Below are 21614 nucleotides of genomic sequence, written 5' to 3' on the forward strand. Positions count from 1 at the left end.
GATCGTCCTGGTGGACACCCGGCGTCTCGCCGACTGCTTCCCCGCGGTCGACTACTTCGAGAACTCGGGCCTGCCCTTCGTCATCGCCCTCAACGGCTTCGACGGCCAGCAGCCCTACACCCCGGACGAAGTGCGCGAAGCCCTCCAGATCGGACCGGACACCCCGATCATCACCACGGACGCCCGCCACCGCGCGGACGCCAAGAGCGCGCTGATCACCCTGGTGGAGCACGCCCTGATGGCCCGCCTGCGCTAGCACTTCTCCGCGAGGGGGCCCTTTCCGTCCGGAGAGGGCCCCTTCGCCGTACCCCGTGAGCCGTACGGCGGCCCGGACCCGAACACGCCGCGGCCCCGCTCTCCCTCGGGGAGGAGCGGGGCCGCGGTTCGCGTGCGGGAAGGCTCAGTGCCAGCTGTGCGGGGCCCGGAAGCCGGGCTCGCGCTCCAGGCGGCGCCAGCCCGCCTTCGGACGGGCGCGGTGGGTCGCCGAGGGCTCGGGGCGGGCGGCGGCGCGGGCCAGGAGGATCGCCGTGATGGCGGCGACTTCCTCGGGCTCGGCGTGGCCCTTCTCGACGCGGATGTCAGGAGTGCTCATGGGTGTCAGTCTCCCTGAGAGAGGTGTCCGCCGGGTTACTGCGGAGGGTTGCCGTGCTTGCGGGAGGGCAGGTCGGCGTGCTTGGTGTGCAGCATCGCCAGGGACTTGATCAGCACCTCGCGGGTCTCGGCGGGGTCGATGACGTCGTCGACCAGGCCCCGCTCCGCCGCGTAGTAGGGGTGCATCAGCTCGGACTTGTACTCCTTGACCATCCGCGAACGCATGGCCTCGGGGTCCTGGGCCTCGGCGATCTGCCGGCGGAAGATGACGTTGGCCGCGCCCTCCGCGCCCATCACGGCGATCTCGTTCGTCGGCCACGCGTAGGTGAGGTCGGCGCCGATCGACTGGGAGTCCATGACGATGTAGGCACCTCCGTACGCCTTGCGCAGGATCAGCGAGATCCTCGGCACGGTCGCGTTGCAGTAGGCGTACAGCAGCTTCGCGCCGTGGCGGATGATCCCGCCGTGCTCCTGGTCGACACCGGGGAGGAACCCGGGGACGTCCAGGAACGTGACGATCGGGATATTGAAAGCGTCACACATCTGGACAAAGCGCGCAGCTTTTTCGCTCGCCTCGATGTCCAGCACGCCCGCCAGGACCTGCGGCTGGTTGGCGATGATGCCGACCACCTGGCCGTCCAGGCGGGCGAGGGCGCAGATGATGTTGCGCGCCCAGCGCTCGTGGACCTCCAGGTACTCACCGTCGTCGACGATCTCCTCGATGACCTTGGCCATGTCGTAGGGCCGGTTGCCGTCGGCCGGGACCAGGTCCAGCAGCGCGTCGCCGCGGCGGTCCGCCGGGTCCGTGGAGTCGACCCGCGGCGGGTTCTCCCGGTTGTTCTGCGGGAGGAGCGACAGGAGGTAGCGCACCTCGGCGATGCACGTCTCCTCGTCGTCGTACGCGAAGTGGCAGACACCGCTCGTCTCGGCGTGGACGTCCGCGCCGCCCAGGCCGTTCTGGGTGATCTCCTCGCCCGTGACGGCCTTGACCACGTCGGGGCCCGTGATGAACATCTGGGACGTGTCGCGGACCATGAAGACGAAGTCCGTCAGCGCCGGGGAGTACGCCGCGCCGCCCGCGCACGGGCCGAGCATCACCGAGATCTGCGGGATGACACCGCTCGCCTTGGTGTTGCGCTGGAAGATGCCGCCGTAGCCGGCGAGGGCGGAGACGCCCTCCTGGATGCGGGCGCCGGCGCCGTCGTTGAGCGACACCAGCGGAGCGCCGGCCGCGATGGCCATGTCCATGATCTTGTGGATCTTGGTGGCGTGGGCCTCGCCGAGGGCGCCGCCGAAGATCCGGAAGTCGTGGGCGTAGACGAAGACCGTACGGCCCTCCACCGTGCCCCAGCCGGTGATGACACCGTCGGTGTACGGCTTCTTGGCCTCCAGGCCGAAGCCGGTCGCCCGGTGCCGGCGCAGTTGCTCGACCTCCTGGAAGGACCCGGGGTCGAGGAGCAGCTCGATCCGCTCCCGCGCCGTCAGCTTGCCCTTGGCGTGCTGCGCCTCGGTCGCCTTCTCGCTCGGGCCCGCCAGGGCCCGGGCACGGATCTCGTGCAGTTCGGCGACCCGTCCGCGTGCGTCCGTCGGCTCACCGGTCGGCTCACCCGTCGTCTCTTCCAAAACGGTCATGTAGCGACCTTACGAAGGACCCGAAGAAAAGCGAGCCGTCGACTCCGTACAGTCTCCGGACCGTTTTCCTGGTGCCAGTGAACAGAACCGTGGCGGCATGCAGGCATTCCGACTGCTCAGAAGGGCGTCCCGTTGTAGGGAGACCACAAAGCCGTCAGCGGAGAGTCAGCTCACATTCGTGGGTGGCACATGCCATCCCCGGAGTGACACGGAGCCTCAGACGGCGGTCGGCCGAAAGGACCTCGACACTGTCGTCGGCCCGGGTCACCGCGCGCACCGGACGGTTCCAGACCAGCTCCAGCGGGGCCCCGGTGCGGGGCGGCTCGCTCACGCGGAGGGTGGCCGTCCGCCCCCGGCGTACGACGAGCACGCTCGCGCCGGCCGAGACGGTCAGGTCCCCCACCGTACCGGCACGCCAGAAGTTCCACGCCATCAGGCCCAGCCGGGGGACGGCGACGGCCTGGCGGCCGGCGTCGTTGGCGAGGACGGACAGCCAGTGCCGGTCGGCGGCCCGGGCGGCGGTCTCGGCGCGGGAGGCGCCGGGCAGCAGGACGTAGGCGTAGCGGGCGGCCTCGGGGTCGGTGCCGTGGTCGAGCCAGAGGGTCTGCCACCGCCGGGTGCGCCGTTCGTCCGTGCTGGTGGTGTTGATGTCGGACCAGGCGCCGGTGCGGTCCTCGCGCAGGGTGCGCAGGTCGCCGCCGCACGGCAGGATCCAGCCGCCGTGCTCCTCCAGGTGGGCCCAGTTCCGCCCGCGCACGAGGCTCTGGGTGCCGTTCTCGCCCAGGTTGCGGCTGTCCACGACCGTCTCCACCGGGACGCCGTCGGCGCAGGAGATCCCGGCGCCGAGGCAGACCACGGCGTCGTCGAGGAAGAACCAGGACTTGTGGGCCTGGAGGGTGGAACCGAGGCCCTTGAGGTGCTGGCCGACCGCCGCGTACGTGCCGTCGGTGGTCCCGCCGACCCAGCGGACGTCCGGCTTGGGGGCGCCCCACTCGCCGCCCGCCCGGTCGGGGAGCCGCTTCGTGGACACGGTGGTGCCGGGCAGCCGGTACCAGTCGACGGTGGGCCAGTACCAGTCGGTGTACTGGTCGCTGATGCCCCGGGGCCACCAGGAGAGCATGCCGGACCCGGTGTGCCAGCCGCGCGGATTCTCGCCGTTGCCGCACTCGTAGTGGGCGATGCGGTCGCTGGCCATGGCGAGGGCGGCGGTGAAGCGGGGCGTGCGGTGGACGGCGCGGTCCATGGCCGGGAAGAGGCGGTGGCCGAGGGGTTCCGGGGCGGCGGGTGCGGGCGAGTCGGCGATGGCGTGCAGCCGCGCCAGATCGGCGACGTCGAACTGACGGGACGTCAGTATCGGTACGACGGTGTCCCGTTCGATCCAGCCCTTGATCCGGCCGTGCCACCGCTCCCGCTCGGCCGGGCTCGCGCCGCTCGCGAGCAGGGCGATGGCGGCGATGAGGGCCTGCCCGTGGTAGTGGTCGCCGCGCAGCACGTGCTGGTCGTCGCTGCGCAGGTAACCCCGGCTGATTGCACGCCCGTTGACGCAGTCCATCACCAGTCCGTCGTGGATCAGCGGGGCGTAGGCGTGCTCCACGCTGTCCAGGACGTGGCGCCGGGCGGGGTCGGTGACCTCCCACTCGGACCCCGCGAGCAGCGCGAACAGCCGCCCCAGCCCGTCGAGCAGGACCTGGCCGTACGTCCCGGAGTAGGCGACCCAGGTGTGCTGGACGAAGGAGCCGTCGGCGTAGAGGCCGTCGCCCCGCGTCACGTACGGGAAGACGGGCGAGAGGGCGTCACGGGCCAGGGAGATCTTCTCCGGACTCCGGCCGAGGATGCCGCGCAGGGCGACCGAGCGGCACAGGTCGACGCGGTTGGCGCCGGTGGAGGTGCCCGAGTAGTCGGTGAGCATGGTGTCCGGGACGAAGTGGTCGACGGCCGCGCAGGCCGCCGCCACCCGGGCGGGGCCGGCCTGCTCGTACAGGGCGGCCGTGATGTCCGTCAGCAGCCGGGGGCTGCCGATCTGCCACTCCCACCAGTTGCCGTAGCGGGTGGTGGCGGGGTTGTAGACGGTGGCGGAGAGGTGGTCGAGCCCGCGCAGTACGTCGGCGAGGAGGCCGGGGTCGCCGGTGGAACCGGTGCCGGCCTGGACGTACGCCTGGGCCATGGTCCACAGGCGGCCGTAGCTGAAGGTGATCCCGGAGGGCGGGTCGAAGGGGTGTCCGGGCCAGAGCGAGCCGGGAGCGGCGACCATCCCGGCCTGGAACTCCCTGGCCTGCTGCCCGAGTCGGGCGAGCCGGGAGGCGTACGGCTCGGCGGCCGGGTCGTACCCCGCGCCCAGGGCGATGCCGAGCCAGCGGCGGCGCAGCACGTCGTACGGGTCGTCGGCGGCCCGCGCGCCCGGCGCCGGGACGGCGGCGAGGGCGGCGGCCAGCAGCAGCGCGCGTCGGGTCATGCGCATGGGCCCGGTCACCGCCCTCTCTCCTCGGCTCCCGGCTCAGCAGCCGCCGCAGTTGTAGTAGAGGACGTCCCAGTGGTTGCCCTCGTCGGCGTAGATGTTGCCGGAGCCGGACTGGTACTGCGGGGCGCCGTCGCCGCGCAGGCCGATGTAGCCGAAGTTGTTCTTGATGTACGACGTCACGCACGTGTTCTTGCCGTAGTCGAGCTTGTAGCCGTTCCAGTGGGAGTAGGTGCCGGAGGCGTGGCCGGTCTCGGTGCCGCCGGTGATGTTCAGCGCGCAGCCGCTGGCCCGCTTGAGGGTCTGGGCGCCCTGGGCGGTGGCGAGGTTGAGCTGCTCGAAGGAGGTACAGGTGGAGTTGTAGCGGTCGGAGCAGTTGCCCGAGGACGACCAGGTGATGCCGACGTCGCGGAACATCTGGGTGGCGGTCGCGTGGCTGATCTTGGTGACGGCGAAGGCGTCGGTGGCGGTGCCGAGGACGGCGACGCCGGGGGCGACGACGAGGGCGAGCGCGGTGAGCAGCGAACGGGTCTTGAGCGGCTTCATTGGGACCTTTCCTGCGGTGGGCCGTGCGTCCTGTGGGTCGGCTGTGCAGGTGGTACAGGTGGTGCAGGCAGATGGTGCCCGAGCGGTCGGGCGGTGCGCCAGAGGGCGGAATCGATTACTCGGCGCACTCATGGAAACACGCTGCGGATGATGTTGAAAACCGAACCGAATGGGTCTACTGTCTGAGTCGCAGGTTGGTTTAACGTTCAACAAGCAACACGAGGAGCACGCCATGGGAATCTTCAGCCGCAAGGACACCACCCCCGCCCCGGCCCCGCAGGCCACCGCCGGCCCCGACCTGACCGCGCTGACCGGCGACTACACGATCGACCCGTCCCACAGCACGATCGGCTTCGTCGCCCGGCACGCCATGGTCACCAACGTCAAGGGCGGCTTCCAGGACTTCACCGGCACCCTCCACCTCGACGGCGCCGACCCCACCAAGTCCACCGCCACGCTCGACGTCCAGATGGCCAGCATCGAGACCGGCAACACCGACCGCGACGGCCACCTGAAGTCGTCCGACTTCTTCAAGATCGACGAGCACCCGGTCATGACGTTCCGCTCCACCAAGGCCGAGTCCCTGGGCGGCGACGACTACCGCATCACCGGCGAGCTCTCCCTGCTCGGCGTCACCAAGCCGCTCACCATCGACCTGGAGTTCAACGGCGCCGCGAAGGACCCGTTCGGCAACGAGCGCGTCGGCTTCGAGGGCAAGGCCGAGATCCTGCGCTCGGAGTGGGGCCTGACCTGGAACGCGGCGCTGGAGACGGGCGGTGTCCTGGTCTCCGACAAGATCAAGCTCGTCTTCGACATCTCGGCGATCAAGAACGCGTGAGCGTCCGGCAGCCGACGGAGGGTGGGCACGGTGTCCGTCGGCAACAGGTGACCCTCGGTCCGCTCGCTTCCCGGCCAGTGTCGGGCTTCCGCGAGGTGAGTCAAGGGCGCTGCGCGTCGCCTTCGGCGATGGCCCTCCGGGCCACCCTTGACACACCTCGCTCCAGCCCGGGGAAGAAGCGAGCGAGCGGCCCGAAACAGCGGTGGCCCCAGCGGCAACGGGCCCCCAGGCCGACTGGGTGCGTGCCGTCGGGAGGGTCACGCGGTCGCGCCTCGCCTGCACGCCGGGTGGGTTCAGCGACTGCGGGTGGCGGATGGGGCGCGTCCGCGTCCCGCATGGACGCCGGGTCGGCTTGGCGGCGAACGGTGAGCGGGTGGCTGGGGCAACCCCAAGGGGCGGCGGGCCCCTCAGGCGGTGATGGGCGGATCTGCGCCAGGTGCCGTCGACGAACAGGCAGGTCAGCGGGCTGGGTGGTTGGCGGAAGTGGCCCAAATCCGCCAATCACCGAACCCGTGTGATCTGCGGGGCCCATGAGGCCGGCGGGACACTGAGCCAGGAGTGACCCCGCCCCCCCACCCACCGGCCGCACGCCGCCAAGCCGGCCCGGCGTGCTGGCGAGGCGCGATCGCGTGCCCCTGGCGCCGAGTGCGTACGCAGCCGACGCAAGGGCCCGTACCGGTAGGCGGCCACTTTTCCCCGGGCCGCCCGCTCGCTTCTCCCCCGTGCTGGAGCGGGCCGGGTCAAGGGTGGGCCGGAGGCCCATCGCCGAAGGCGACGCGCAGCGCCCTTGACGCGGACCGCGGAAGCATGACACTGGCCGAGAAGCGGGCGGCCCAACGGCCACGTCATCCCACGCTCACCGCGGCCGACCCGGGACGGCCACCTCGTCGCCCCGCACCGCGAACTCGCACCACACGATCTTGCCGGGGCTCCGCTCCCCCACCCCCCACTTGTCCGCGAGCGCCGCGACGAGGAGCAGACCCCGGCCGTGTTCCGCCTCCGGAGTCGGCTCCGGAATCCGCACCTCGCCCGGACCACTGTCGTGCACCTCGACGCGGAGGACGCCGTCCGTGTGCAGGGTCAGCCGAAGCAGGAAACCTCGGCCTGCGGGGACGCCGTGAATGAGGGCGTTGGTCGCCAACTCGCTCACGCAGAGCAGTACGTCGTCGCTGCGCTCGGCCGTGGCCCAGTCCGTCAGGGCCTCATGGGCGAACTCCCGCGCGAGCCGTACCGACCTGCGGTCCCTGCGGTAGAAGGTCTGGCGTGTGCGGGGGTGTCGGGGTTCTGCGTTCATGCCGCGAGTGTCACTGTGCGTCACTACACTGGGTCAGTGAGTGAGGTCGTAGTTCTGATTGCTACGAGTCCACTACGAGAGCTTGGCGTGCATACGGGGGAAAGGAACGGCCATGCACGTGGCATCGAGGCCCAAGAAGGTCGGTTCGTGGTACGCGGTCGGCGCGCTGGTGGCGCACTTCCGGAAGAAGGCGCGCCTCACACAGGAGCAGTTCGCGGAGTCGGCGAACCTCGCGGTCGACACGGTGAGGTCGATCGAGCAAGGGAGGCTGGCCCTACAGCCGGATCGCGCCGAGCAGTTCGACGAACTCCTCGACACGGGTGGGGCGTTAACGGTGGTGGTGGCCAAGCTGCCGGTACGGGACCGGATCGTTCAGTTCGCGCAGGGGCTGGTGGATCATGAGCAGGAGGCGTTGAGCATCCTGTCGTACGAGACCCAGGTCGTCCCGGGACTTCTTCAGACGCCGGAGTACTGCCGTGCGGTCTTCGACTACCGGTATCCGGCACTGGGGAGCGAGACGGCCGAGCAATGGGTTCAGGCCCGCATGGAACGGCAGTTGATCTGGCACCGGGAGAGGCCCCCCGTAGGGCACTTCATCCTGGAGGAGAGCATCCTGCGGCGACCGGTCGGCAGTCCGGACACCATGCACGAGCAGTTCCGGCAGATCCTGGAGTACACCAAGCCGGTGCACATGAGTTTCCAGATCATGCCGATGGATCAGACGCCACACGCAGCCCTGGACGGACCCATGGTGCTCTTGGAGACCCCGGAACACGAACGTCTCGTCTACCTGGAAGTTCAGCGCGCCAGCTTCTTCGTCGATGACCCGGAAGAGGTCAGCGGATATCACCACAAGTATGGGATGCTGCGGTCACAGGCGCTCCCCTGCGATGAGAGCGAGCGCCTCCTGAAGGGACTGCTAGGAGAGTCATGAGCACCGCAGCACTGGCGTGGTTCAAGTCCAGCTACAGCGGGAGTGAAGGCGGCAACTGCCTGGAGCTCGCCTACGCGTGGCACAAGTCCAGCTACAGCGGGAGCGAAGGCGGCGACTGCGTAGAAGTAGCCGCCCACCCCACCACCATCCACATCCGCGACTCCAAAACCACCCCCGGCCCCACCCTCACCCTCTCCCCCGTCACCTGGACCCGTTTCCTCGACGGCATCGCCCGCTGAGCGGCAGCGCGCCGCTCAGAAGCCCCCGCCGAAGTCCCCTCCCCCGCCCCCGCCGTCGAAACCGCCCCCGTCGCCGAAGCCTCCGCTGAAGTCGCCGGGGTCGAAGTCGGTGCCGGAGACGTCGCCGCCCTCGTAGCCGCCTGCGCCGAAGTCGCCGTACCCGGTGCCGTAGTCGGCGGCGTACGTGGGGGTCGCCATCGCGCTGCCCAGCAGGGTGCCGACGAGGAGGCCGGGGAGGAGGCCGCCGCCGAAGTAGCCGCCGGCCCAGGGGCCGTAGGCCGGGCCGGCGTCCCAGTAGGGGCGGCGGCCGTAGTCGGTGTCGACCTCGCGGATCACGGGGTCGCGGCCGTCGGCCAGACGGGTGGCGTCGGCGGCGCAGACCGGGACCTCGCGCGGGGCACCGCCGGGCGGGGTCCAGGTGGCGTCGGTGACGGAGGGGCCGTGCCGGGGGTCGAAGAAGCAGGGCGGGCGGCGCTCCGGGAGCGGGCGGCCCTCGCGGCGGGCGGCCAGCTGGGCGAGGGAGAAGCGGCCGTCCTCCACCGCCTCCGTGACCGACCGGACGTCCTCCGGTTTCCGTGCCGCGGCCATGCGCTGCTTGGCGGTCTCGTAGGCGTCCAGCGCGCGCTCGTAGTCGGCGCGCATCGTGTCGTCGGCGCCCGCTTCCGAGGGGTGGAAGTCCAGGCGGTCGAGTTCCTCGCCGAACGCGGTGATGTCCTCGTCCACGACCACCCGCAGCCGGTCCAGCGCGGCCCGCTGCTCCTCCTCGCGGCGCCGGCGGTTGCGGCGGACCAGCGCGTAGGCGCCACCGCCCGCGGCCACCAGGACGGCGGCCGTCGTGATCAGTGCGGTGGCCGACGCGCCGCCGCCGTCGGCCGAGCCGCCCCAGCTGCTGGGGGCGTGGCCGCCCATGTTGGCCAGGGCGCGGTCGGTGAAGTCGGTGAGCTGGGCCTTGGCGTCCTCGCCCTGGACGCTGCCGACCAGGTTCTGCCGGGCCGTGGCCGACATGACGGAGGAGTCGGCGCGGGCGTCGAAGCGGTCGCCGAGGCGGATGCCGTAGAGGCCGGTGACGCCGGTCGCGGAGCGCAGGTCGGCGAAGAGGTTGGTGGTGGGGTAGCCGGCCGGGAGGACGGCGATGAACAGGGGTTTGTCTGCGTCCTTGATCCGGGTGGCGAGCGTGTCGGCGTCCGCCGCGGACAGCTGGTCCCGGGCCGCCGGGTCGACGTAGACCGGGCTCTTGCGCAGCGCCTGGGCGATCGTGGAGACGCTGGTGTCCGCGCTCGCCCCGGGTGCGTACAGGGTCGTCAGCACCAGGACGAGGGCGGTCAGCAGCAGGGCGGGGAGGCTTCGGGTCCGCGGCACGTCCTTCATACCTTGAAACTACCCGAAGCCTCCCCAAACCGGTCACTCGTCCGGCGTCGGGATCAGACCGCCCGGTACGCCTCCGCCAGCTTCTCCACCGCCTTCCCGTACCTGCCGGTCAGCAGCAGGTGGTCGGCGTCGGCGAAGGGCTTCGCCACGGCCGCCGTGAGGTGGCCGTCCGCCTTCTGCTGGACGAGCAGCCGGGCCTGGGTGACCAGTGCGCGCCCGGTGCGGTCGTCGCGGTGCCGCTCGGCCTTCGCCGCCCGGACGGCGAGGTCGCGCAGGGTGGCCGTCCCGCCCTTCGGGACGTCGGTGCGGGTGGTCAGGCCCCAGCCGTACGGGAACTGCGGGTCGTACGCGGTATCACCCACGTTGATCGGCAGCTGTGCCTCCGACTTGGGCCAGGTGACCGGGAGCTGTCCGGTGAAGGGGCGCTTGCCGTAGAGGACGTCGGCTACGCCCTCGCCCTCGGTGCCGGGCAGCCAGGAGGCGACCAGGGCGTCGATCTCGTCCAGCCGGTCGCCGACGAGCTGCGGGCGGCCGGAGACGATCAGCACCGCGCACTTCATGGCCGCGCACACCTTGTCGACGGCGGCCTGGTCGGCGGCGGACAGGGACAGTGAGTGGCCGTTGCCGACGTCGCCGACGCCCTCGGCGTACGGGGTCTCGCCGACCACGACCACTCCGACGTCGTAGCCGCCGGTGGGAGCGGAGGCGTCCTTGGAGTAGGTGACGTTCCCGCCCGCCTCGCGCAGCCCCTGGAGGATGGTCGTGCCGGGGACGGTGTTGCCGGAGGCGCCCTGCCAGGTGAGGGTCCAGCCGCCGGTCTGGTTGCCGATGTCGTCGGCGTTGGACCCGGCGACGTACACCTTCTCGCTCTTCTTCAGCGGCAGCAGCCCGCCCGCGTTCTTCAGCAGCACCTGCGACTCGGCGGCGGCCCGGCGGGCGACCTCCCGGTGGGCCGGGGAGCCGATGGCGGCGGCCCCGCTGGTGTCGGCGTACGGGTGCTCGAAGAGGCCGAGCTTGAACTTCTCGGTGAGGATGCGGGAGACGGCGTCGTCGATCCGCTGCTCGCTGACCCGGCCCGCCTTCACCTCGTCGACCAGCGCGGTGCTGAACTCCTTGTAGGTGTACGGCACCATCATCATGTCGACGCCCGCGTTGACCGAGGTGCGGACGTGGGAGGCGTAGTCGCCGGGCAGCTGGTCGATGGCGTTCCAGTCGCTGATGACGAAGCCGTCGAAGCCCATGCGGCCCTTGAGCACGCCGTTGATCATGTCGCCGCGGGCGTGCATCTTCACCGCGCCCTTGCCGTCGCCGGCGATGTCGAGGGAGGAGTACGACGGCATGACCGTGCCGACGCCCCGCTCGACGGCCGTGCGGAACGGCGCGAGGTGGATGTCCTCCAGCTCCTGGCGGGTGACCTTGGTGACGCCCTGGTCGATGGTGTACTTCCCGGTGGTCGAGGAGCCGTACGCGGTGCCGCCGTCGCCGACGAAGTGCTTGGCCGTGGCGAGCACCTTGTCGCCGCGCCCCAGGTCCTTGCCGTTCGCGCGGCCCTGGAGGCCCTGGATGACGGTCTCCATGGAGTCCACGAGTGCCGGGTCCTCACCGAAGGACTCGTAGGAGCGGCCCCAGCGTTCGTCGCGGCTCACGCACAGGCAGGGCGCGAAGTCCCAGGGGACGCCGGTCGCGCGCACCTCGGCGGCCGTCACCGCGCCCGTCTGGAAGGCCAGCTGGGGATCGCGGGTGGCGCCGATGCCGACGTTGTGCGGCATGACCGTGGCGCCGGAGAGGTTGTTGTGGCCGTGGACCGCGTCGACGCCGTAGACCAGCGGGATCTGGAAGCGTGTCGCCTGGGTCCGCAGCTGGAAGGCGTCGATCATCTTCGCCCACGCCTCGGGCGTGTTGGGCGTGGGCGTCGAGCCGCCGCCGGAGAGCAGGGAGCCGAGGGCGTAGGCGGCGATGTCGTTCGGCTGGGTCATCGCGCCACGTTCGGCCTGGGTCATCTGGCCGGCCTTCTCCGCCAGGGACATCCGGCTCAGCAGGTCCGCGACCCGCTTCTTCACCGGCAGCTTGGCGTTCAGGTACGGCAGTCCGTGCGCGTCGATCACGACCTGCGGTGTCTCGGCGGGGGCCTTCGCGCCGGTGACGGTGAGCTTCAGCGGGACGGTCTCGGCGGGTTCGGCCGCCCGGTCCCGGCGGGTGGGCACGGCGATGGTCCGCACGGTGCCGGAGGCGGTGCCGGCCGGGAAGGTGAGGGTGCCGGAGACGGGGGTGTAGTCCTGGCCGGCGGTCGCGGTGCCGTCCCCGGTGGCGTAGGTGACGATCACGGGGTCGGTGAGGGGCTGTTCACCGGTGGTGGCCACGGTGACCTGCACCTTCGCCGTGCCGCCCTCCTCGACCGGGTGCACGGGCGCGTCGGTGGTGACGGAGGCGCGCAGCGCCTGGTCGGCCCTGCCGTACAGCTCCACGCCGTCCATGGCGAAGTCACCCTTGGCGCCGGCCGGGAGGGTCAGGGCGTAGCCCCACATCTCCTTGAGGCCGAGGACGTGGTCGATGCCGCCGACGGGCTGGTAGTCGGTGCGGTAGGCGAAGTCGGTGAAGGGGAGCCGGATCTGCTTCCAGCCGGTGAAGTCGTCGGTGAAGGAGGTGGTCCACAGCTCGGACGCCTCGCCGTTCGCCCCGCCGTCCTTGATCTCGAAGGGGATCCTCTTGCCGGTGTTCCGCCCCTCCCACCAGAACCGGATGCCCTGGTGGGCGGACCAGTCGTGGGCGGGCGCGGTGGCGGCGAAGTCGTGGGTGAAGCCGCCGTAGCCGCTGATGTCGTAGCTGCCGGCGAGGACTTTGCCGCCCTCGGGGGCGTCGGCGCGGTCGGCGAGGCGGAGGGTGGGCGGGTCGTCGGCGTCGCCGCCCCAGGTGAAGATGCCCTCGGCGGGCTGGGAGGCGAAGGGCACCTCGCCCTCGAAGCGGTCGACGGGTACGGGGGCGGGCTCGTCGGCGGCTCGCGCGGTCGCCGCCCACGGCAGCAGACCGGCGAGGAGTGCGGCGGAGGCGAGCAGGGCGGTTCTTCGCATGGACCTTCCCTCGGCTCTCGTGGTTCACTCAGGGCTTAGCTCACGCCGTGAGTTAACTAGGGGCACACATCCCCGTCAAGACGATCCGTCAGCTCTGCCGATCCGAGAGGAAGGGCGACGCACCAATGAGGAGATCCCCCCGCACAGTCCGGCTGCTGCTCGCCGGGCTGCTCTCCGCAGCCGGTCTCAGTGTGGCCGTACCCCCCGCGCACGCGGCCGGTGAGCAGGTGACCGCCTGGCTCACCACCACCGACGACTCCGCCGGCCGGCACGTCGTACGCGGCCTCCAGCCGCAGACCCCGTTCGCCTTCCAGTCCGGGACGGGCGGGAGCGGCGAGAACATCACCGTCGACGAGAACACCCGCTACCAGACCTTCACCGGCGGCGGCGCGTCCTTCACGGACACCGCCGCCTGGCTGATGAACAGCAGCGGGGCGCTGTCCCAGGCGACCCGGGACGCGACCATGCGCAAGCTGTTCTCGCCGACTGACGGCATCGGCCTGTCGTTCCTGCGCAACCCGATGGGCGCCTCCGACCTCGCCCGGTACGGCTACACCTACGACGACGTGCCGGCCGGGCAGACCGACCCGTCCCTGGCGAAGTTCTCCATCGCGCACGACCTGGCGGACGTCGTCCCGCTGACCCGGCAGGCGCTCCAGCTCAACCCGTCCCTGACCGTGATGGCCTCGCCGTGGACGGCACCGGCCTGGATGAAGGACAGCGGCTCGCTCAACGGCGGCTGGCTGAAGTCCGAGGACTACGGGGCGTACGCCTCCTACTTCGTGAAGTACCTCCAGGCGTACAAGGACCAGGGCGTCAACGTCTCCTACGTCACCGCGCAGAACGAGCCGACCTGCTGTTCCGGCTACCCGTCGATGAGCTGGAACGCCAGCGGTCTCGCCTACTTCACCAAGAACGAACTGCTGCCCAAGCTCCAGGCGGCGGGCCTGACCACCAAGGTGCTGGCGCACGACTGGAACTGGGACGTCTACGACTCCTACGCGGCCCAGACCGTGGACGACCCGGCCGTCCGCAACCATCCCAACTTCGGCGGCATCGCCTGGCACGGCTACGGCGGTGACATCGCCAAGCAGACGACCGTGCACAACCAGTACCCCGCGCTGGACGCCTTCGGCACCGAGCACTCCGGCGGCACCTGGATCGCCGACCAGCAGCGCGAGGACATGTCCAACATCATCGACTACACCCGCAACTGGGCGAAGTCGGTGACCAAGTGGTCCCTGGCCGTGGACCAGAACATGGGCCCGCACAACGGCGGCTGCGGCACCTGCACCGGTCTGATCACCGTGCACAACGGCGACGGCGCGAGCGGCACCGTGGACTACACCGTCGAGTACTACGACATGGGCCACCTGACCAAGTTCGTCCGCCCCGGCGCCCAGCGCATAGCCTCCACCGCCTCCACCGCGGTGCCGAACGTCGCCTGGCGCAACCCGGACGGCAGCAAGGCGCTGATCGCGTACAACGACTCCTCGTCGGCCCGGACCGTGACCATCAACTGGGGTTCCCAGCACGCCACTTACTCGCTGCCCGGCAACACCTCGGCCACCTTCACCTGGTCCGGCACCCAGTCCGGCGGCGGCGCCAGGACCGGGGCCTTCGTCGGCCTCGCCGGCAAGTGCCTGGACGTGGCGGGCGGTTCGAGCGCCAACGGCACGGCGGTGCAGCTCTACGACTGCAACGGCAGCGCGGCCCAGCAGTGGACCGTCCAGGCCGACGGATCGATCCAGGCGCTCGGCAAGTGCCTGGACGTGAGCTCCGCTTCGACGGCGGACGGGGCCAAGGTGCAGTTGTACGACTGCAACGGAACCGGTGCCCAACGGTGGTCGTACAACGCCGCCACGAGTGATGTGGTGAACACGGCGGCGAACAAGTGCCTCGACGTCACCGACAACTCGTCGGCGAACGGGGCCCGGGCCCAGATCTGGTCGTGCACCGGCGCCGCCAACCAGAAGTGGATCCTGCGGTGAGGCGGTAAGGCGGGACATGCGACGTACGGGGGCCGTGGCGGCGGGGATCGCCGGCGGGATGCTGCTGCTCAGCGGCTGTGGCGCCGTCGACCTGCCGCTCGCGGGGGTGCGGGCCGCGCCGGACGGGACGCCGTACGCGGTGTTCCGTCCGTGCGGTGACGACAGCTATCGGGGCCCGGACCTCGACGGGCGGCCCCGGGGCGCCGGGAAGGGTCCGGTCACCACCGGGTGGGACGCGAAGAAGGAGGGCCTGCGCGGCGACGCCGACTTCCCCCTGTTCGACCCGCCCGCCGCCTGGCACGCCCGGCACCGGGGCAGCCGGCACCTCCTGCCCCGGCACCGGTACGTCCTCCGGTTCGGGCACTACGCCGGCGGCGACTCCTACAACGGGGTCGTGGAGTTCACCGGCGAGCAGATCGACCGGCTGAAGCCCGGCCAGGTCTGGGCGGACGGCCGGGCGATGAGCCTCGCCGCGTTCGAGCGGCTCGCCGCCGACGCGTGCTGAGCGGCGGCCGTCCGGCGGCTGGGGGACGATGAAGGAGGCCGGCCCGCAGCCGGCCGGGGAACCGCGCGGCACCGGCGTCCCGCCGCCGGCCCGCCGCACGTCCCCTCCGAACGACCCCGGCCGTAGCTGACGGCCGGTGACCTGGAGCCCCCATGACGACACCGCAGGACCTGTTCCTCGTCAGCCTGGACGTCCCCGGCGAGCGCCCCGTCGAGCAGGGCGACCTGTCGCTGGCGCTCGCCGGGGCCGAGCTGATCGACCTGCTCGGCGCCCGGGCGCTCACCCTGGACGGTGAGCGCATCGTGCCCGGACCGGTGCTGACCACGGGTGACCGGCTGCTGGACGAGGCCGGGGCGAGGCTCGTCCGCGAGGAGCCGTACGAGACGGTCGAGGACTGGCTGTGGCGGCGCGGCGAGGGGCTGGCCGTGGCCTACCGGGACGTCCTGGAAGCCGACGGGCAGCTCACCGGGAAGCGCCGGCACTGGTGGCCGGGCCGGGGCGGGACCGAGACCCCGGCCGACACGGCCGCCCGGCGGCACGCGACCGACCGCTGGGACTCCCACGATCCCGTGCTGACCGGTCTCGCGGGCACCCTGGGCATCGAGCCCGACCGGGCGGCCTCCTCCGGACTCGACGACGAGGCGGTGACCACCGTCCTGGCGGCGGTCGGCGACGCGGTCACCGAGCTGGAGGCGGTGCGCGAGCGGCGCCGGATCGAGAACATCGCCTTCGACAACATCTGGAGGGCGCCCTGAGCGGCGCGGGACCGGCCGGCGCGGCTCACAGGATGAGCTGGCCGATGCCCAGCAGGTTGCCCTCGCTGTCCCGGAACCACGCGCCCCGCTCCGCCCGCGCGCCCTTGCTCGGGTAGTTGCCCTCGATCTCGGCGATGCCGCCCCGGGTGCGGAAACCGGGCACGTCGACCTCCTGGAACTCGACGCCCCGGCGGCGCAGCTCGGTGACGGCCGCCTCGATGTCGTCCACCTCGAAGGCCATCTGGGTGAAGGTGCCGGGCGAGGCCCCCGTCGAGCGGAACACGACGAAGTCCGCGCCCGCGCAGCGGTACAGCAGCCCGCCGGGCCGTTCGTCCACCGGGTACAGGCCGAGCTTCTCGGCGTAGAAGCGGCGGGCCCGGTCCAGGTCCCGGGCGGGCAGCCGGGTCGCGACGCGGGCCCGGGACAGCACGTCGTGGGTGTCTGAGGTCATGCCTCCACTGTGGCTACTGAGCGGGCTCCACGCCCGCGCGGAGGAGGCCGTACGTGTACGCGTCCTCCAGGGCCTGCCAGGAGGCGGCGATGACGTTCTCGGCCACGCCGACCGTGGCCCACTCGCCGGAGCCGTCCGAGGTGGCGATCAGCACGCGGGTGGTGGACTGGGTGCCGTGCTTGCCCTCCAGGATGCGGACCTTGTAGTCGACCAGGTCCAGCTTGGCGAGCTGCGGGTAGATCTTCTCCAGGGCCACGCGCAGGGCGCGGTCCAGGGCGTTGACCGGGCCGTTGCCCTCGGCGGTGGCGACGATCCGCTCGCTCTTGGCCCACAGCTTGACCGTGGCCTCGTTGGCGTGGGTGCCGTCGGGCCGGTCCTCGACGATGGCCCGCCAGGACTCGACGTCGAAGTACTTCAGCGGCCTGCCCTCGGCCTCGGCGCGCAGCAGCAGTTCGAACGAGGCGTCCGCCGCCTCGTACGTGTAGCCCTTGAGCTCCCGCTCCTTCACCCGCTCGACCACCCGGCCGACCAGCTCGCGGTCGCCGCTCAGGTCGATGCCCAGCTCCTTGCCCTTCAGCTCGACCGAGGCGCGGCCGGCCATGTCGGAGACGAGCATGCGCATGGTGTTGCCGACCCGCTCGGGGTCGATGTGCTGGTACAGGTCCGGGTCGACCTTGATGGCGGAGGCGTGCAGGCCGGCCTTGTGCGCGAAGGCGGAGACGCCCACGTACGGCTGGTGGGTCGACGGCGTCAGGTTGACGACCTCGGCGATGGCGTGGGAGGTGCGGGTCATCTCGCGCAGCCGGCCCTCGGGCAGCACCTTCTTGCCGTACTTCAGTTCCAGGGCGGCGACCACCGGGAACAGGTTGGCGTTGCCGACGCGCTCGCCGTAGCCGTTGGCCGTGCACTGCACGTGGGTGGCGCCCGCGTCGACGGCGGCCAGGGTGTTGGCGACCGCGCAGCCGGTGTCGTCCTGGGCGTGGATGCCGAGCCGGGCGCCGGTGTCGGCGAGGACGGTGGAGACGACCGCGTGGACCTGGGCGGGGAGCATGCCGCCGTTGGTGTCGCAGAGGACGACGACGTCGGCGCCGGCCTGGGAGGCGGTGCGCACGACCGCCTTGGCGTACTCGGGGTTGGCGCGGTAGCCGTCGAAGAAGTGCTCGCAGTCCACGAAGACCCGGCGGCCCTGCTCGCGCAGGTACGACACGGTGTCGCGGACCATCTCCAGGTTCTCCTCCAGGGTGGTGCGCAGCGCCAGCTCCACGTGCCGGTCGTGCGACTTGGCGACCAGGGTGATCACCGGGGCGCCCGAGCTCAGCAGGGCCTTGACCTGCGGGTCCTCGGCGGCTGTGGTGCCGGCGCGGCGGGTGGCGCCGAAGGCGACGAGCTGGGCGTGCTGGAAGTCGATCTCCGCTTGCGCGCGGGCGAAGAACTCCGTGTCGCGGGGGTTCGCGCCGGGCCAGCCGCCCTCGATGAAGCCCACGCCGAAGTCGTCCAGGTGCCGGGCGATGGCGAGCTTGTCCGCGACGGTGAGGTTGATGCCCTCGCGCTGCGCGCCGTCGCGCAGCGTGGTGTCGAAGACGTGGAACGAGTCGTCGAGCTCGCTGGTTGCCGTCTCGGTCATGTCTCAAGGCTCCTGTGGGAAATCTTCGGTCTTTACCGGAATGACCGGCTCCACCGTTCCTCCATGGTCCCTCGCGCTCCGTCACCGGCTGAAGGTGGGCCGGAAAACGAAAAAACCCCTCGCGGGTGCGAGAGGTCTGCGCGCGGGTCGAGGACGACGGTGGCCACCCGCACCTGGTCGTACGAGGTGGTCACTGCGGACCGGCGCGCCTGCTGCCGATAATCATGGCGAACGAGAGCACGGGGGCAGTCTGGCACAGCCCGGCCCCCGACTCACCGACCGTCTCAGGATGCGGGCGTCAGTGTGGAATCCTCGCCGGCCCGCACCCGGGTCAGATCCAGGTCCTTGGTCTCCCGCATGGTGACGTACACCACGAGGGACACGGCGGCGCAGCCGGCCACGTACCAGTAGAAGCCGGACTCGATGCCGCCCTTCTTGAACCACAGGGCGACGTACTCGGCGGTGCCGCCGAAGAGGGCGTTGGCGATGGCGTACGGCAGGGCGACACCGAGCGCGCGGACGCCGGTCGGGAAGAGCTCGGCCTTCACACAGGCGTTGATGGAGGTGTAGCCGGTGACCACGACCAGCGCGAGCAGGGCGAGGCCGAGGGCGGGCCAGTAGCCGTCCGCGTGCCCCAGCAGCGTCATGATCGGAACGGTGAGGAAGGTGGAGCCGACGGCGAAGGTGATCAGCAGCGGGCGGCGGCCGATGCGGTCGGAGAGGGCGCCCGCGAGCGGCTGGAGGCAGGCAAAGACGATCAGCGCGGTGAACGAGACGAGCGTGGCGGTCTGCTTGGACAGCCCCGCGGAGTTGGACAGGTACTTCGTCAGGTAGGTGGTGTACGTGTAGTACGCCACCGTGCCGCCCATGGTGAGGGCGATCACCAGGAACGCCTCCCGCTTGTGCCGCCCCAGCGCGCGCAGGGTACCGCGCTCCCCGGAGTGCGAGGTGTCCTCCTCGTACACCTCGGTCTCCAGCATGTTCCGGCGCAGGTAGAAGACGACGGCCGCGCCGAGCGCGCCGACGACGAACGGGATGCGCCAGCCGTAGCTGTGCAGGGCGGCGTCGGACATCGTGCGCTGGAGGACGATCTGGAGGCCGAGGCCGACGATCTGGCCGGCGGTCATGGACACGTACTGGAAGCTGGACGCGAAGCCGCGCCGCCTGGGATCGGATGCCTCGGTCAGATAGGTGGCGCTGGCCGCGTACTCGCCGCCCACCGACAGGCCCTGGAGCAGGCGGGCGACGAGCAGCACGAGGGCTCCGCCGTAGCCGGCGACCCCGTAGGTGGGGGCGACGGCGATGAGGATCGCCGAGGCCGACATGAGCGTGACGGTCAGGGTCAGCGCCGCCTTGCGGCCCTTGCGGTCACCGACCCTGCCCAGCAGCCAGCCGCCGACGGGGCGCATGAAGAAGCCGACGGCGAAGATGCCGGCGGTGTTCATCAGCTGGGCGGTGGGGTTGCCGCTCGGGAAGAACGCGCCGGCGAAGTAGGTGGCGAAGCTCGCGTACACGAACCAGTCGAACCACTCGACCATGTTGCCCGCCGAGCCGACCCAGATCTTCTTCCAGTGTTGTCGTCCCATGGGCCGTTACCTGCCCGGTGGCACAGGAAACGATTCCGGTGCGGCGTCGGAGTTGCGCCGCTAGGGGGTCACGGTGAGCCCCTCCTCGATGAACTCCCTGACGTGCGCGAGGACTTGCTCCCGGTCGGTGCCCCGCAGCCCGATCGCCACGTGGATCGAGAACCCGTCCAGCAGCGCGCGCAGCCTCGTCGCGAAGCGGTCCGCGTCCACCCGCCGGAACTCCCCCCGCGAGATCCCCTCGGCGATCAGCGCGACCAGGTCCCGGTGCCACGCGCCCTCGATCGCCGCCTGCCGGGCCCGCGCGTCCTCGTCGGCGTTCTGCGACCGGTTCCAGACCTCCAGCCACAGCGTCCAGTGCGGGTCGCGGTGGCCGTCGGGCACGTACAGGTCGACGTACGCGGACAGCCGCTCCCGCGCGCTCCCGGGACGGGCCAGCAGGCGGCCCCGCTCCGCGCCGAGCCGGCCCTCGCTCCACTCCAGCGTCCGCAGCAGCAGCTCGTCCTTGGAGCGGAAGTAGTACAGCAGGTGGCCGCTGCTCATGCCGACCTCGCGGCCCAGCCCCGCCATGGTGAGCTTCTCCAGACCGCGCTCGGCGATCATGTCCATGGCGGCGGCGAGGACCTCCTCGCGCGGCGGCGCGTTCCTGCGTGCCCGGCCCGCACCGGTCATCTCCTGCTCCCGTGTGTGTCAGACCTTCGGCTGCTGTTGCGTGATGCAGTGGATACCGCCCCCGCCCGCGAAGATCGTACGCGCGTCCACCAGCGTCACCGTCCGCTGCGGGAACAGGCGCCGGAAGATCCCGGCGGCGATCTCGTCGCGCGGGTCGTCGAACCCGCACAGCACCACGCCGCCGTTGCAGAGGTAGTGGTTGATGTAGGAGTAGTCGGCCCAGTGCCCGTCGGCCTCCAGGGCGGTCGGCGCGGGCACCTCCACGACCTCCAGGCGGCGGCCCCGGGCGTCGGTCGCCGACCTCAGCAGGCCGATGACCTCCCGGGTGACCTCGTGGTCGGGGTGTGCCGGGTCCGGCTGGTGGTGGGCGACCACGACACCCGGCCGGGCGAACGCGGCGACGATGTCGACGTGGCCGAGGGTGCCGAAGCCGTGGGGAGGGTAGTCGCCGGTCAGGCCGCGCGGCAGCCATATCGCCTTGCTGGTGCCGAGGTGGGCGTGGATCTCCGCCTCGACCTCCTCCTTGGTCCAGTGCGGGTTGCGCTCGGGACCGAGCTGCACGGTCTCGGTGAGCAGCACGGTGCCCTCGCCGTCGACGTGGATCGCGCCGCCTTCGTTGACCAGCTTCGAGGCGTACGTCTTGGCGCCCGCGAGGTCGGACACGTACGCGCCGATCCTGGCGTCGTGCTCCCAGCGGGCCCAGTCCTGGGCGCCCCAGCCGTTGAACGTCCAGTCCACGGCGGCCAGCCGGCCCCGGCCGTCGGTGACGAAGGTGGGGCCGATGTCCCGCATCCACGCGTCGTCCAGGTCCCGCTCGACCGTATCGACACCGGGGCCGAGCAGCGCCCGGGCCTCATCCGACTGGCCGGGACCGCACACGACCGTCACCGGTTCGAAGCGGCGGACGGCGCGGGCCACGGACGCCCAGGCGGTCCGGGCGGCGGCCAGGTCGTCCGGGTCGTCGAAGGTCGGGTTGGGGCTCGGCCACGCCATCCAGGTGCGCTCGTGGGGGGCCCACTCGGCAGGCATGCGGAAGCCGTCGGCGGCGGGGGTGCTCATGGCGCGGGT

Annotated in this window: 19 protein-coding genes; 7 read left to right on the top strand and 12 right to left on the bottom strand. The window is 71.3% G+C overall.

Going from position 1 to position 21614, the window contains the following annotated elements:
• Positions 1-256: ATP/GTP-binding protein (locus AQJ11_RS22045; RefSeq protein ID WP_208616583.1), on the top strand; the 256-nt coding region annotated here is incomplete at its 5' end.
• A gap of 144 nt (positions 257-400) precedes the next feature.
• Here the strand turns inward: AQJ11_RS22045 and AQJ11_RS22050 are convergent.
• From AQJ11_RS22050 to AQJ11_RS22065, 4 genes are all read right to left on the bottom strand, one after another.
• Positions 401-592 (bottom strand): acyl-CoA carboxylase subunit epsilon, encoded by a 192-nt coding sequence (locus tag AQJ11_RS22050; RefSeq protein WP_014675206.1) that lies wholly within the window; start codon positions 590-592, stop codon positions 401-403.
• 35 nt (positions 593-627) lie between these two features.
• Positions 628-2223 carry an acyl-CoA carboxylase subunit beta gene (locus AQJ11_RS22055; protein ID WP_014675205.1) on the bottom strand — a complete coding sequence of 532 codons (1596 nt, stop codon included), beginning with the start codon at positions 2221-2223 and terminating at the stop codon, positions 628-630.
• A gap of 154 nt (positions 2224-2377) precedes the next feature.
• Positions 2378-4681: a polysaccharide lyase 8 family protein gene (locus AQJ11_RS22060; protein WP_107120861.1), complete on the bottom strand. Its 2304-nt coding sequence runs from the start codon at positions 4679-4681 to the stop codon at positions 2378-2380.
• 36 nt (positions 4682-4717) lie between these two features.
• Complete coding sequence (locus AQJ11_RS22065; RefSeq protein WP_014675203.1) at positions 4718-5224, bottom strand: hypothetical protein; 507 nt, start codon at positions 5222-5224, stop codon at positions 4718-4720.
• Between the two features lie 232 nt (positions 5225-5456).
• Here AQJ11_RS22065 and AQJ11_RS22070 point away from each other — a divergent pair, with 232 nt between their 5' ends.
• Entirely contained in the window at positions 5457-6062 is a 606-nt protein-coding gene (locus AQJ11_RS22070; protein WP_059264118.1) for a YceI family protein, read from the top strand.
• Between the two features lie 856 nt (positions 6063-6918).
• On the opposite strand, the gene AQJ11_RS22075 is transcribed toward AQJ11_RS22070, so the two are convergent.
• Entirely contained in the window at positions 6919-7356 is a 438-nt protein-coding gene (locus AQJ11_RS22075; protein ID WP_059264119.1) for an ATP-binding protein, read from the bottom strand.
• 112 nt (positions 7357-7468) lie between these two features.
• Between AQJ11_RS22075 and AQJ11_RS22080 the strand changes: the two genes are divergently transcribed.
• Complete coding sequence (locus AQJ11_RS22080) at positions 7469-8290, top strand: helix-turn-helix domain-containing protein (protein WP_059264120.1); 822 nt, start codon at positions 7469-7471, stop codon at positions 8288-8290.
• On the top strand, positions 8287-8529 hold the full coding sequence (locus AQJ11_RS22085) for a DUF397 domain-containing protein (protein ID WP_059264121.1): 243 nt from the start codon (positions 8287-8289) through the stop codon (positions 8527-8529). Before AQJ11_RS22080 ends, AQJ11_RS22085 begins: the two co-directional genes overlap by 4 nt.
• Before the next feature lie 15 nt (positions 8530-8544).
• Here the strand turns inward: AQJ11_RS22085 and AQJ11_RS22090 are convergent, their stop codons facing one another.
• Positions 8545-9897, bottom strand: coding sequence for a hypothetical protein (locus tag AQJ11_RS22090; RefSeq protein WP_014675198.1), 1353 nt, complete (start codon positions 9895-9897; stop codon positions 8545-8547).
• Positions 9898-9950: 53 nt separating this feature from the next.
• Positions 9951-12965 (bottom strand): glycoside hydrolase family 3 protein, encoded by a 3015-nt coding sequence (locus tag AQJ11_RS22095; protein ID WP_059264122.1) that lies wholly within the window; start codon positions 12963-12965, stop codon positions 9951-9953.
• 125 nt (positions 12966-13090) lie between these two features.
• Here AQJ11_RS22095 and AQJ11_RS22100 point away from each other — a divergent pair, with 125 nt between their 5' ends.
• The 3 genes from AQJ11_RS22100 (at position 13091) to AQJ11_RS22110 (ending at position 16216) form a co-directional block, all read left to right on the top strand.
• On the top strand, positions 13091-14956 hold the full coding sequence (locus tag AQJ11_RS22100; protein WP_063807691.1) for a ricin-type beta-trefoil lectin domain protein: 1866 nt from the start codon (positions 13091-13093) through the stop codon (positions 14954-14956).
• A 16-nt stretch (positions 14957-14972) separates the two neighbouring features.
• Positions 14973-15461: a hypothetical protein gene (locus AQJ11_RS22105; RefSeq protein WP_244218316.1), complete on the top strand. Its 489-nt coding sequence runs from the start codon at positions 14973-14975 to the stop codon at positions 15459-15461.
• Between the two features lie 152 nt (positions 15462-15613).
• Positions 15614-16216: a GOLPH3/VPS74 family protein gene (locus tag AQJ11_RS22110; protein WP_014675193.1), complete on the top strand. Its 603-nt coding sequence runs from the start codon at positions 15614-15616 to the stop codon at positions 16214-16216.
• A gap of 25 nt (positions 16217-16241) precedes the next feature.
• On the opposite strand, the gene AQJ11_RS22115 is transcribed toward AQJ11_RS22110, so the two are convergent.
• From AQJ11_RS22115 to AQJ11_RS22135, 5 genes are all read right to left on the bottom strand, one after another.
• Positions 16242-16667: a VOC family protein gene (locus AQJ11_RS22115; RefSeq protein WP_059264123.1), complete on the bottom strand. Its 426-nt coding sequence runs from the start codon at positions 16665-16667 to the stop codon at positions 16242-16244.
• Positions 16668-16680: 13 nt separating this feature from the next.
• Positions 16681-18291, bottom strand: a complete 1611-nt coding sequence (gene cimA / locus AQJ11_RS22120; protein ID WP_059264124.1) for a citramalate synthase — start codon at positions 18289-18291, stop codon at positions 16681-16683.
• 284 nt (positions 18292-18575) lie between these two features.
• On the bottom strand, positions 18576-19877 hold the full coding sequence (locus tag AQJ11_RS22125; RefSeq protein WP_058082008.1) for an MFS transporter: 1302 nt from the start codon (positions 19875-19877) through the stop codon (positions 18576-18578).
• Between the two features lie 60 nt (positions 19878-19937).
• Positions 19938-20546, bottom strand: coding sequence for a TetR/AcrR family transcriptional regulator (locus AQJ11_RS22130; RefSeq protein WP_014675188.1), 609 nt, complete (start codon positions 20544-20546; stop codon positions 19938-19940).
• A gap of 18 nt (positions 20547-20564) precedes the next feature.
• Positions 20565-21605, bottom strand: coding sequence for an agmatine deiminase family protein (locus AQJ11_RS22135; RefSeq protein WP_059264125.1), 1041 nt, complete (start codon positions 21603-21605; stop codon positions 20565-20567).
• Between the last annotated feature and the right edge of the window lie 9 nt (positions 21606-21614).

Origin of the sequence: Streptomyces corchorusii, from assembly GCF_001514055.1 — a bacterium.
GTDB classification, from domain to species: Bacteria; Actinomycetota; Actinomycetes; order Streptomycetales; family Streptomycetaceae; genus Streptomyces; species Streptomyces olivaceoviridis.

Excerpts from the sequence above, each read along its gene's own strand:
- AQJ11_RS22070 (WP_059264118.1), top strand. The coding sequence starts at position 5,457 with ATGGGAATCTTCAGCCGCAAGGACACCACCCCCGCCCCGGCCCCGCAG.
- AQJ11_RS22060 (WP_107120861.1), bottom strand. The coding sequence starts at position 4,681 with ATGCGCATGACCCGACGCGCGCTGCTGCTGGCCGCCGCCCTCGCCGCC.
- AQJ11_RS22075 (WP_059264119.1), bottom strand. The coding sequence starts at position 7,356 with ATGAACGCAGAACCCCGACACCCCCGCACACGCCAGACCTTCTACCGC.
- AQJ11_RS22095 (WP_059264122.1), bottom strand. The coding sequence starts at position 12,965 with ATGCGAAGAACCGCCCTGCTCGCCTCCGCCGCACTCCTCGCCGGTCTG.
- AQJ11_RS22105 (WP_244218316.1), top strand. The coding sequence starts at position 14,973 with ATGCGACGTACGGGGGCCGTGGCGGCGGGGATCGCCGGCGGGATGCTG.
- AQJ11_RS22090 (WP_014675198.1), bottom strand. The coding sequence starts at position 9,897 with ATGAAGGACGTGCCGCGGACCCGAAGCCTCCCCGCCCTGCTGCTGACC.
- AQJ11_RS22055 (WP_014675205.1), bottom strand. The coding sequence starts at position 2,223 with ATGACCGTTTTGGAAGAGACGACGGGTGAGCCGACCGGTGAGCCGACG.
- AQJ11_RS22085 (WP_059264121.1), top strand. The coding sequence starts at position 8,287 with ATGAGCACCGCAGCACTGGCGTGGTTCAAGTCCAGCTACAGCGGGAGT.
- AQJ11_RS22065 (WP_014675203.1), bottom strand. The coding sequence starts at position 5,224 with ATGAAGCCGCTCAAGACCCGTTCGCTGCTCACCGCGCTCGCCCTCGTC.
- AQJ11_RS22130 (WP_014675188.1), bottom strand. The coding sequence starts at position 20,546 with ATGACCGGTGCGGGCCGGGCACGCAGGAACGCGCCGCCGCGCGAGGAG.
- AQJ11_RS22050 (WP_014675206.1), bottom strand. The coding sequence starts at position 592 with ATGAGCACTCCTGACATCCGCGTCGAGAAGGGCCACGCCGAGCCCGAG.
- AQJ11_RS22115 (WP_059264123.1), bottom strand. The coding sequence starts at position 16,667 with ATGACCTCAGACACCCACGACGTGCTGTCCCGGGCCCGCGTCGCGACC.
- AQJ11_RS22135 (WP_059264125.1), bottom strand. The coding sequence starts at position 21,605 with ATGAGCACCCCCGCCGCCGACGGCTTCCGCATGCCTGCCGAGTGGGCC.
- AQJ11_RS22100 (WP_063807691.1), top strand. The coding sequence starts at position 13,091 with ATGAGGAGATCCCCCCGCACAGTCCGGCTGCTGCTCGCCGGGCTGCTC.
- cimA (WP_059264124.1), bottom strand. The coding sequence starts at position 18,291 with ATGACCGAGACGGCAACCAGCGAGCTCGACGACTCGTTCCACGTCTTC.
- AQJ11_RS22080 (WP_059264120.1), top strand. The coding sequence starts at position 7,469 with ATGCACGTGGCATCGAGGCCCAAGAAGGTCGGTTCGTGGTACGCGGTC.
- AQJ11_RS22125 (WP_058082008.1), bottom strand. The coding sequence starts at position 19,877 with ATGGGACGACAACACTGGAAGAAGATCTGGGTCGGCTCGGCGGGCAAC.
- AQJ11_RS22110 (WP_014675193.1), top strand. The coding sequence starts at position 15,614 with ATGACGACACCGCAGGACCTGTTCCTCGTCAGCCTGGACGTCCCCGGC.